11 protein-coding genes are annotated in these 9,727 nt (G+C 71.3%); 8 read left to right on the top strand and 3 right to left on the bottom strand.

The genetic code is table 11. The features are described from left to right. The first annotated feature begins 38 nt into the window (after positions 1-38). Genes lonB through EYW40_RS05195 form a run of 3 tightly spaced genes read left to right on the top strand, consistent with a single transcriptional unit; the run spans position 39 to position 3,453 of the window. The gene (lonB, locus tag EYW40_RS05205) at positions 39-2,171 is read left to right on the top strand and encodes an ATP-dependent protease LonB (RefSeq protein WP_135820534.1); all 2,133 of its coding nucleotides are present in this window, start codon (positions 39-41) and stop codon (positions 2,169-2,171) included. A 3-nt stretch (positions 2,172-2,174) separates the two neighbouring features. Continuing rightward, positions 2,175-3,050 (top strand): CPBP family intramembrane glutamic endopeptidase, encoded by an 876-nt coding sequence (locus tag EYW40_RS05200; protein WP_135820533.1) that lies wholly within the window; start codon positions 2,175-2,177, stop codon positions 3,048-3,050. 46 nt (positions 3,051-3,096) lie between these two features. Further along, positions 3,097-3,453, top strand: coding sequence for a hypothetical protein (locus tag EYW40_RS05195; RefSeq protein ID WP_135820532.1), 357 nt, complete (start codon positions 3,097-3,099; stop codon positions 3,451-3,453). Here the strand turns inward: EYW40_RS05195 and EYW40_RS05190 are convergent, their stop codons facing one another. Further along, positions 3,454-3,912: an MGMT family protein gene (locus EYW40_RS05190; RefSeq protein ID WP_135820531.1), complete on the bottom strand. Its 459-nt coding sequence runs from the start codon at positions 3,910-3,912 to the stop codon at positions 3,454-3,456. 203 nt (positions 3,913-4,115) lie between these two features. Between EYW40_RS05190 and EYW40_RS05185 the strand changes: the two genes are divergently transcribed. Together EYW40_RS05185 and EYW40_RS05180 are read left to right on the top strand one after the other, a co-directional pair. Continuing rightward, positions 4,116-4,838, top strand: a complete 723-nt coding sequence (locus EYW40_RS05185; RefSeq protein WP_135820530.1) for an SRPBCC family protein — start codon at positions 4,116-4,118, stop codon at positions 4,836-4,838. Then, on the top strand, positions 4,835-6,001 hold the full coding sequence (locus EYW40_RS05180; RefSeq protein ID WP_135820529.1) for a zinc-dependent alcohol dehydrogenase: 1,167 nt from the start codon (positions 4,835-4,837) through the stop codon (positions 5,999-6,001). Before EYW40_RS05185 ends, EYW40_RS05180 begins: the two co-directional genes overlap by 4 nt. A 23-nt stretch (positions 6,002-6,024) precedes the next feature. Here EYW40_RS05180 and EYW40_RS05175 read toward each other — a convergent pair whose 3' ends face one another. Both EYW40_RS05175 and EYW40_RS05170 read right to left on the bottom strand, forming a co-directional pair. Next, positions 6,025-6,225, bottom strand: a complete 201-nt coding sequence (locus tag EYW40_RS05175) for a helix-turn-helix transcriptional regulator (protein WP_135820528.1) — start codon at positions 6,223-6,225, stop codon at positions 6,025-6,027. Next, on the bottom strand, positions 6,222-6,638 hold the full coding sequence (locus tag EYW40_RS05170) for a DUF2178 domain-containing protein (RefSeq protein WP_135820527.1): 417 nt from the start codon (positions 6,636-6,638) through the stop codon (positions 6,222-6,224). Before EYW40_RS05170 ends, EYW40_RS05175 begins: the two co-directional genes overlap by 4 nt. Positions 6,639-6,783: 145 nt before the next feature. Between EYW40_RS05170 and trpC the strand changes: the two genes are divergently transcribed. From trpC to trpA, 3 genes are read left to right on the top strand one after another with little or no spacing between them, the layout of a single operon-like run. Next, a complete protein-coding gene (gene trpC, locus EYW40_RS05165) occupies positions 6,784-7,584 on the top strand; it encodes an indole-3-glycerol phosphate synthase (protein WP_237560565.1) in 801 nt (266 codons plus the stop codon). A gap of 42 nt (positions 7,585-7,626) precedes the next feature. Beyond that, positions 7,627-8,865 (top strand): tryptophan synthase subunit beta, encoded by a 1,239-nt coding sequence (trpB, locus tag EYW40_RS05160; RefSeq protein WP_135820525.1) that lies wholly within the window; start codon positions 7,627-7,629, stop codon positions 8,863-8,865. Then, the gene (gene trpA / locus EYW40_RS05155) at positions 8,862-9,710 is read left to right on the top strand and encodes a tryptophan synthase subunit alpha (RefSeq protein WP_135820524.1); all 849 of its coding nucleotides are present in this window, start codon (positions 8,862-8,864) and stop codon (positions 9,708-9,710) included. The genes trpB and trpA overlap by 4 nt, the downstream gene beginning before the upstream one ends. The last annotated feature ends 17 nt before the right edge of the window (positions 9,711-9,727 follow it).

The raw sequence follows: 9,727 nt of genomic DNA, 5'->3' as shown, positions 1-9,727 counted from the left end.
CAGTTCCCCAGCCTTCGGATCAGCCAGCAAAGCATTCTATGAGCAACGATACGGACACGGACGACGTCTCCCCCGAGTCGGCGGAACACGACCCCGGCGAGGGGGCCGACGTCCCCGCCGACGAAGAGGAGGGCGTCGCTCGGGGCCCGGACGAGACCCGGGAGCCGGACGACGCTCCGAACCCCGACGAGCGCCCCCGCGCCGAGGCGTCGGACGCGGAGGCCGAGGAGGACCCGCTGGCTGACCTCGGGAGCGAGGTCGACGCGGAGATCGTCGACGACTCCGAGGAGGACAACCTGCTCGGGGGGCTCCAGATAGAGTCGACCGAGGACATCGACGTGCCGGACAAGCTCGTCGACCAGGTCATCGGGCAGGACGACGCACGGGACATCGTCAAGAAGGCCGCCAAGCAGCGCCGCCACGTGATGATGATCGGCACCCCGGGGACGGGGAAGTCGATGCTGGCGAAGGCGATGAGCGAGCTCCTCCCGAAGGAGGACCTCCAGGACGTGCTCGTCTACCACAACCCGGACGACGGCAACGAGCCGAAGGTCCGGACGGTGCCGGCCGGGAAAGGCGAGCAGATAGTCGAGGCCCACAAGGACGAGGCCCGGAAGAAAAACCGGATGCGCTCGTTTTTGATGTGGATCATCATCGCCATCGTGCTTGGCTACACGCTGCTGTCGCCCGCGAGCATCCTGCTTGGCATCCTCGCGGCCGGCGTCGTGTATCTCGCCTTCCGCTACTCCAACCGCGGCAGCGACGCGATGATCCCGAACCTCATCGTCAACGCCGCCGACGAGAGCACCGCGCCGTTCGAGGACGCGACGGGTGCCCACGCCGGCGCGCTGCTGGGCGACGTCCGCCACGACCCGTTCCAGTCCGGCGGCATGGAGACGCCCAGCCACGACCGCGTCGAGCCCGGCGCGATCCACAAGGCGAACAAGGGCGTCCTGTTCGTCGACGAGATAAACACCCTCGACATCCGCAGCCAGCAGAAGCTGATGACCGCGATCCAGGAGGGCGAGTTCGCGATCACGGGCCAGTCCGAGCGCTCCTCGGGCGCGATGGTCCAGACCGAGCCCGTCCCCTGTGACTTCATCATGATCGCGGCGGGGAACTTAGACGCGATGGAGAACATGCACCCCGCGCTCCGCTCGCGCATCAAGGGGTACGGGTACGAGGTGTACATGGACGACACCATCGAGGACACCCCGGAGATGCGCCGCAAGTACGCGCGGTTCATCGCCCAGGAGGTCGAGAAGGACGGCCGCCTGCCCCACTACACGCCCGAGGCCATCGAGGAGGTCATCCTCGAAGCCAAGCGCCGCGCGGGCCGCAAGGAGCACCTGACGCTGAAGCTGCGCGACCTGGGCGGGCTGGTCCGCGTCGCGGGCGACATCGCCCGCGCCGAGGACGCCGAGTTCACCACCCGCGACCACGTGCTGCAGGCCAAGCGCCGCAGCCGCTCCATCGAACAGCAGCTCGCGGACGACTACATCGAGCGCCGGAAGGACTACGAGCTCACCGTCAACAAGGGCGACGTGGTCGGCCGCGTCAACGGCCTGGCGGTCATGGGCGAGGACAGCGGCATCGTCCTCCCCGTGATGGCCGAGGTGACCCCCTCCCAGGGGCCCGGCCAGGTGATCGCCACCGGCCAGTTGCAGGAGATGGCCGAGGAGGCCGTCCAGAACGTCTCCGCGATCATCAAGAAGTTCTCCGACGAGGACATCTCGGAGAAGGACGTCCACATCCAGTTCGTTCAGGCGGGCGAGGGGGGCGTCGACGGCGACTCCGCCTCCATCACGGTCGCGACGGCCGTCGTCTCCGCGCTGGAGGACGCGCCGGTCCGGCAGGACCTGGCGATGACCGGGTCGCTGTCGGTCCGGGGCGACGTGCTCCCGGTCGGCGGCGTCACCCACAAGATCGAGGCCGCCGCGAAGGCCGGCCTCGACACGGTGATCATCCCGGCCGCCAACGAGCAGGACGTGATGATCGAGGAGGAGTACGAGGAACAGGTCGAGATCGTCCCGGTCACCCACATCAGCGAGGTGCTGGAGGTGGCGCTGGCCGGCGAGACCGAGAAGGACGGGCTGGTCGACCGCATCAAGAGCATCACCGGCTCCGCCCTCGAACGGCAGGTCGGCCGCGGTAGCCCCAGCCCGCAGTAACGCGTGGCCGACTGGGCGACGTTTACGGGCGTCGCCTTCGTCGTCGTCTCCTTACTTCTGCTGCTCTCGCGTGCGACACAGACTTCGATGACCGCCGAGCGGCCGCGCTCACGGTCCGATGAGGTCCGAGGCGATCCCACGTCGCCCGACGCGGAGGCCGTCGACGGCGGCGTCGCCGACCCCCGGGACGGGGACGCCGAAGTCGTGGGCGGGCCCCACAACCCGTTTCCGCCGGGGTCGCCGTCCCACGAGACGCTTCGACCGGACGAACGGTCCGGGATGACGTCGGGCGTACTGCTCGCGAACGTGGCGCTCTCGCAGGGGCTGTTCGGCGCGGTGCTCGTCGGCGCGGCGCTGTACACGGGCGTCCCGGCGGCGGCGCTGGGGATCGAGCCGACGCCGGCGAGCACGGGCTGGCCGGCGCTTGCGGTCGGGGTCGGCCTCGGCGTCGCGCTGTACGCCGGCAACGAGGCGGCCGCCGCCGCGTTGCGCCGGGCGGGCGTCGAGCCGAACGACGAACTCCGGGCGCTGCTCGCGCCGGAGAGCGCGACGGGGTGGGTGGTCCTGCTCGGGACCGTCCTGCCGGTGATCGCGGTCTTCGAGGAACTGCTCTTTCGCGCGGCGCTGGTCGGCGCGGTGTCGACCGGCTTCGCCGTCTCGCCGTGGGCGATGGCGGTCGTCTCGACGGCGGCGTTCGCCCTGGGTCATGGAATGCAGGGGCCGGGCGGCGTCGCCGTCACGGGCGCGCTGGGGTTCGTGCTCGCGGCGGCGTTCGTCGTCACCGGGAGCTTCCTCGCCGTCGTCGTCGCCCACTACCTCGTCAACGCCCTGGAGTTCGTCGTCCGCGAGGGGCCCGTCGCGGAGCGGTTGGGCGGGTAGCCGGCCCATGGAAAGACACTTGTCGCGGCTGCGAGTTGCACCCGGCATGGTGTCGCTGGACGACGTCGACGTGCGCGGCCTGACCGTCGCCGCCGCCGTCGTCTACCTCGTCGCCGCGGGCTATGCCCTCGCCACGAACGACGCGACCGCGACGCTGCTGACCGACGCGACCTTCTCGCTGGTGATGGTCGGCTTCGGCGTCCTGCTGCGCGTCCGGAACCCCGGCGCGGGGCGGATGCGGGTGGCGGGCGGCCTCTTCGTCGCTGCCGGACTCGTGCAGGCGTACCTGCTTGTCGCCGCCGACCCGGCGGTCGGCGACGGCGCGGTGAGTTTGCTGTTGCTGGCCGCGTTCTCGCTGTACGTCTACGAGGTGTTCGTCCGGCCGCGGATTGAGGCGCGGTAGCTACAGCCCCTCCAGCGACCGCAGGCGCTGTTCGACGGCGGGCGGCGCGGCGCTCGGGCCGTCGCCGACGCGGTGGTCGGGGATGAGCAGCGGCGCGGGGTTGTCCGCCAGCGCGGACCGGACGAGCCGCAGGTCCTCGTCCGCCTCGGCGTCCAGTCCGGGCGTCATCCGGGCCAGCGCCTGCACGGTCACGCCCTCGCCGTACGGGAGGTCCCGGACGGTTTCGAGGACCGACCGCCGGTCCGTGGGGACGGTGAGCGCGACCCGCACGTCCGCGAAGTCGTCCTCCTGGCCCTCCAGGTAGGCGAAGATCCGGTCCAGCAGTTCGTGCTCGCCCTCGGCGTCGTCGGCCGGGTCCTCGGGGAACGAGACGCTCACGACCCGGCCGCTCGCGACCCCGACCTGGACGTGGCGGTCGAGGTACGGCGACTCCCGCGCGTAGATGCCGGCGTCTTCCATACCTCGGCGGTGGGCGGTCGCGGACTTCAACGTTCGCACGCCCCGGCGGGGATCACAGCTCCCGGACCTGTCGGCGCGTGCGGCCCAACATACAATGCGGCCCCTGTGGTCCCTCGGACGGGGATACGCATGGACGCGTTCGACCGTACGACGCCGGGCGGGGGGTGGGGAGCCGACGCCCGCACGGGAACGGGGGGAACAGTATGACGGCGGAACATGGGGCCGAGTCCGTCGGAACCGGAAGCAACGAAACTGGGAAACAGGGGCTGTCCGGCGCGCGGCTAGCCGTCGCGGTCGTGGGCGGGGCGCTCGTCGCGGCGGGCGTCCGCCGGCGCTCGGCAGGCGGGGCGGCGCTCGCGGCCGCGGGCGGCTGGCTGCTCTACCGGAGCGTCCGCGGCCGGGGCTCGGCGACCGAACGGGCCGGCGCGCCGCCGGATGCGCAGACGGTAGAGCGGGCCGTCACGGTCCGGGCGTCGGCCGACGACCTGTACGAGCGGTGGCGCGACCCCGACGAACTCGACCGGTTGCTGGCGGGGTTCGCGGACGTGAGGGCCGCCGGCGAGGACCGCCAGCGCTGGACGGTGGCGGAGCCGCTCGGGCGGCCCGTCGCGTGGAACGCGCGGATCACGGAGGACAGCCCCGGCGAGGCCCTGCGCTGGGAGTCCGAACCCGGCGCGACCGTGCCCAACGAGTGGTCGGTACGCTTCGCGGACGCTCCCGGGGACCAGGGGACGGAGGTGACGCTCCGGATCCGGTTCGACCCGCCGGGCGGGTCGGTCGGGGACGCCGCGATGTCGGTGTTCGGCGTCGTGCCCGAGGTGCTGGTCGGGGAGGCGCTGCGGCGCTGCCGGAGCCTCGCCGAGGCGGGCGAGACGCCGACGCTGGACGGGAACCCGTCGGGCCGCGGCCGGGGTGATCGGCTGTGAGGGCGCTCTGCTGGGAGGGGGTCGACGACCTCCGCGTCACGGAGGTGCCCGACCCCGAGGTGGTGAACCCCCGGGACGTCGTCCTGCGGGTGTCGCTATCGTCGGCCTGTGGCTCCGACCTCCACATCCTCAACGGCTACCTCCCGACGATGCGGGAGGGCGACGTGATCGGCCACGAGTTCATGGGCGAGGTCGCCGAAGTCGGCCGCAAGGTCGAGGACGTGTCGGTCGGCGACCGCGTGGTCGTCCCGTCGTTCGTCGGCTGTGGCAACTGCGCGTACTGCGCGGACGACCTGTGGTCGCTCTGTGACAACACGAACCCGAACGCGTCGCTCCAGGAACCGGTGCTCGGCGACGCGACGGCGGGCATCTACGGCTACACGCACGCCTTCGGCGGCTACGCGGGGTCCCATGCCGAGTACGTGCGGGTGCCCCACGCCGACACCAACTGCTTCCACGTCCCGGACGAACTCGACGACCAGCAGGCGCTGTTCGCCTCGGACGCGTGGCCCACGGGCTACATGGGCGCGGACTTCTGCGACATAGAGGACGGCGACGTGGTCGCGGTGTGGGGCTGTGGCGGCGTCGGGCTGATGGCCCAGGAGAGCGCCGCGCTCATGGGTGCCGAGCGGGTGATCGCGATAGACCGGCTCCCGGAGCGCCTGGCGATGGCCGAGGAGCACGCCGGCGCGGAGACGATAGATTACACCGAAGTCGACGTCGTCGACGAACTCAAGCGCCGGACCGGCGGCCGCGGGCCCGACGCCTGCATCGACGCGGTGGGGATGGAGGCCCACGGCACCGGCGTGGCCCACGCCTACGACCGCGCGAAACAGCGGTTGCGTCTGCACACGGACCGCGGCGAGGCGCTCCGGCAGGCGATGCGGGCCTGCCGCAAGGGGGGGACGCTGTCCGTACTGGGGGTGTACGGCGTGATGGACAAGTTCCCGCTCGGGGTCGCGGTGAACAAGGGGCTCACCGTCCGGACCGCCCAGCAGCACGGCCAGCGGTACGTGCCGCAACTGCTCGACCACGTCGCCGAGGGCGAGATGGACCCCTCCTACCTGGCGACCCACGAGCTCCCGCTGGCGGAGTCGCCCGAGGGGTACGACCTGTTCAAGCACAAGGAGGACGGCTGCGTCCGGCCCGTGTTCAGGCCCTGACCGGCGGCCCAAACCGGCGGGCGTCAGTCCGCCGACTCCGGGAAGAACAGGTCCTCGATCCGGCAGTCGAAGTGGTCGGCGAGCTTGAACGCGAGTTCGAGCGAGGGGTCGTAGCGCTCGCGCTCGATCGAGTTGATCGTCTGCCGGGTCACGTCGACCGCCGCGGCGAGGTCGGCCTGGCTCATGTCCGCGCGGTCGCGCCGCTCGCGGAGGTCGTTTCTCATGAGCGGCGGCTCACCCAGGTGTAGGCGACGCCGAACACCACGAACACGAGGACGTAGCCGTACAGCGCGCCCCAGACGGCCGCCGGCATCGTGTAGATATCCAGCGCGGCGAGCGTGCGGGACGCCGACGCGCCGACGACGAGGACGACGCCGATGACCCCTAACGTCGTCTGGCTCGCCCGGCGTTCGACCTCGTTGTCGCGCTCGTCGAACAGCTCCACCGGGGAGAGCCACGCCGCGGCGGCGAAGCCGACGATGCCGAGCCAGTACACGGCCTCGCCGATCAGCGGGTAGTCGAGGAAGCGAAGCGAAAGCGAGAGGACGACCGCGACGGCGATGCTGCCGAACATGAGCCGGCGGTAGTGCCGGCGGCTTGCGACCCGTTCCTTTGCCGAGAGTGCTGTTTCAGTCATGGGTGTTGGGCGGGAAAAGTGGTGTAAAGCCACCTTTACAGTAAAGTCTACTTTACACTCCCACTTAGTTCTGCCGGTGAGACCGCTTCGACTCCCGCTCCGGCCCGCAAGTCTTATGTACAAATCCGTCCGTTAATGTACGATGATGAACGCCGACGAGGTCGCGCCGGCGGTGCGGTCGATACTGGAGGCCGCCCGTGAGCGCGGCGACGACGGGCGAGCGCGGGTGAGCGTCGACGCTCGCTCGCTGCCGAACGCGCTGGCGGCCGCCGAGGCCGACGGGCGCGTGCCGGTGATCGCGGAGGTGAAGCCGACGAGTCCGACGACCGACGGGACCGCCGAGGCCGACCCCGTCGAACTGGCGACGACGATGGTCGAGGGCGGCGCGGCGGCGCTGTCCGTGCTGACCGAACCGGCCCACTTCGGCGGGTCGCCGGAGTACCTCCGGGCGGTCCGCGAGGCCGTCGACGTGCCGGTGCTCCGGAAGGACTTCGTCCTGCGCGAGTCGCAACTGGACGCCGTCGCGGCCGACGCGGTCCTGCTGATCGCGCGGTTCGTCGGCGACGACCTGGCCGACCTGCTCTCGGCCGCGCGCGAGCGGGGGTTTCAGGTGCTCGTGGAGGTCCACACCCGCGAGGAACTGGCCCGTGCAGTCGAGGCCGGGGCCGACGTCGTGGGCGTGAACAACCGCGACCTGGCCGCGCTGGAGGTCGACCTCGGGACGTTTGAGCGCGTCGCCCCGGACGCGCCCGAGGGCGTGACGCTGGTCGCCGAGAGCGGTATCGGGACGCGGGCGGACGCGGCGCGGATGCGGGCGGCGGGCGCGGACGGCCTGCTGATCGGCTCGGCGGTCATGGACGGCGTACGGAGCGAGGACGACGAGCGGGCGCCGGCCGACATCGTCCGGGCGAACGCGGAGCGACTGACGCGACCGACGGACCACTGATACTATGAACGAACGAGCCACACGAGCGACGGGACGGACACGATGAGCACGAGCAAGTTCGGGGAGTACGGCGGACAGTACGTGCCGGAGGCGCTGATGCCGGCCGTCGAGGAACTGACCGACGCCTACGAGCGGTACGTCAGAGGCAACGAGGACGGCTTCATGGACGAGTTCCGGCGGCGGCTCCGGGACTTCGGCGGGCGGCCGACGCCGCTCCAGCGCGCCGAACAGCTGTCGGCGCGCTACGACAGCGAGGTGTACCTCAAGCGCGAGGACCTGGTCCACGGCGGCGCGCACAAGCTGAACAACGCCTTGGGCCAGGTGCTGCTGGCGAAGTACATGGGCAAGGAGCGCATCGTCGCCGAGACGGGCGCGGGCCAGCACGGCACCGCGACGGCGATGGCCGCGGCCCACCTCGGGATGCCCTGCGAGGTGTACATGGGCGAGCGCGACATCAACCGCCAGCGGCCCAACGTGTTCCGGATGCGACTCAACGGGACCGAGGTCACCCCCGTCACGGCCGGCCGCGGTACGCTGAAGGAGGCCATCAACGAGACGATGCGCGACTGGGCGACGAACGTCGAGGACACCCACTACGTCATCGGCTCCATCGTCGGCCCGCACCCGTTCCCGCGGATGGTCCGGGACTTCCAGTCGGTGATAAGCGAGGAGGCCCGCGAGCAGGTCCGCGAGCGGGCGGGCCGGCTGCCCGACAGCGTCGTCGCCTGCGCGGGCGGCGGGTCGAACACGATGGGCGTGTTCCACGAGTTCGTCGGCGACGCGGACGTCGACCTGTACGCCGTCGAGGCGGGCGGTAGCTCGCTCGACGTGGACGAGGAAGCGGGCGTCGCGCCCAACTCCGCGTCGCTGTCGACCGGCGACGAGGGCGTGCTCCACGGCGCGCGGACGAAGCTCCTCCAGGACTCCGACGGGCAGGTGATGGAGTCCCACAGCGTCTCGTCGGGGCTGGACTACGCCGGCGTCGGGCCGGAACTGGCCCACCTCGTCGACGAGGGGCGCGTGACGCCGGCCACCGTCGACGACGACGCCGCGCTGGAGGCGTTCCACCGGCTCTCCCAGGAGGAGGGGATCATCCCCGCGCTGGAGACGGCCCACGCCTTCGCGTTCGCCCACGAACACCCCGACGAACTGGGCGACGTGACCGTGATCAACGTCTCCGGCCGCGGCGACAAGGACTTGGAGAGCGTCATCGAGGAGAGCGCCGAGCGCGACCTCGACGCCGCGCCCGACATGGACGCGTTCGCGGGGGGTGGCCTGTGAGCCGCATCGACGAGGCGTTCGCGGACGGCCCCGCCTTCATCCCGTACCTCGCCGTCGGCGACCCCGACTACGAGTCCTCGAAGGCGTACGTCGAGGCGCTGGCCCGCGGCGGCGCCGACGTGATCGAACTCGGCCTCCCGTTCTCGGAACCCGTCGCGGAGGGGCCGACGATCCAGGGCGCGGTGACCCGCGCGCTGGATGCCGGGATGACGCCGGACCGCTACTTCGAGTTCGTCGAGGAACTCGACGTGGACGTCCCGCTCGTCTGCATGACCTACTACAACCTGATCTACCAGTACACCGCCGGGGACGACCGGCGCGAGGGTCCCCGCCCGTTCGTCGAGCGCGCCGCCGAGGCCGGCATCGAGGGGTTCGTCGTGCCGGACCTCCCGGCCGAGGAGGCCGACCCGCTCCGCGAGGCCTGCGACGACCACGGCCTCGACCTGGTGTTCATCGTCGCGCCGACGACGGAGGGCGACCGACTTGATCGGATCATGGAGCGGGTGTCGGGCTACGTGTACGTGCAGGCGCGGCTGGGCGTCACCGGCGCCCGCGGCGACGTGAGCGGGCAGACCGACGAGGCGCTGGCCCGCCTGACGGAGTGGGACGTGCCCAAGGCGGTCGGCTTCGGCATCAAGACCGGCGAACACGCCGAGCGCATCGTCGCCGGCGGCGCGGACGGGATCATCGTCGGGTCGGCGCTGGTCGACATCGTCGCCGAGGGCCACGAGGCGAACCGCCCCGTCGACGAGGTGGCCGCCGACCTCGAAGCGAAGGCCCGGGAACTGGCAGAGGGCGCGGCGGCCGGCTACGCGCAACGCGTGCCCGAACCGGAACGCACATAACCGCGACTTGCCACAGG

The sequence above is a fragment of the Halostella litorea genome (genome assembly GCF_004785955.1).
Classification (GTDB): Archaea; Halobacteriota; Halobacteria; order Halobacteriales; family Natronoarchaeaceae; genus Halostella; species Halostella litorea.
This window is presented reverse-complemented; position numbering and strand designations above follow the sequence as displayed.

Excerpts from the sequence above, each read along its gene's own strand:
- lonB (WP_135820534.1), top strand. The coding sequence starts at position 39 with ATGAGCAACGATACGGACACGGACGACGTCTCCCCCGAGTCGGCGGAA.
- EYW40_RS05195 (WP_135820532.1), top strand. The coding sequence starts at position 3,097 with ATGGTGTCGCTGGACGACGTCGACGTGCGCGGCCTGACCGTCGCCGCC.
- EYW40_RS05190 (WP_135820531.1), bottom strand. The coding sequence starts at position 3,912 with ATGGAAGACGCCGGCATCTACGCGCGGGAGTCGCCGTACCTCGACCGC.
- EYW40_RS05185 (WP_135820530.1), top strand. The coding sequence starts at position 4,116 with ATGACGGCGGAACATGGGGCCGAGTCCGTCGGAACCGGAAGCAACGAA.
- EYW40_RS05175 (WP_135820528.1), bottom strand. The coding sequence starts at position 6,225 with ATGAGAAACGACCTCCGCGAGCGGCGCGACCGCGCGGACATGAGCCAG.
- EYW40_RS05170 (WP_135820527.1), bottom strand. The coding sequence starts at position 6,638 with ATGACTGAAACAGCACTCTCGGCAAAGGAACGGGTCGCAAGCCGCCGG.
- trpC (WP_237560565.1), top strand. The coding sequence starts at position 6,784 with ATGAACGCCGACGAGGTCGCGCCGGCGGTGCGGTCGATACTGGAGGCC.
- trpB (WP_135820525.1), top strand. The coding sequence starts at position 7,627 with ATGAGCACGAGCAAGTTCGGGGAGTACGGCGGACAGTACGTGCCGGAG.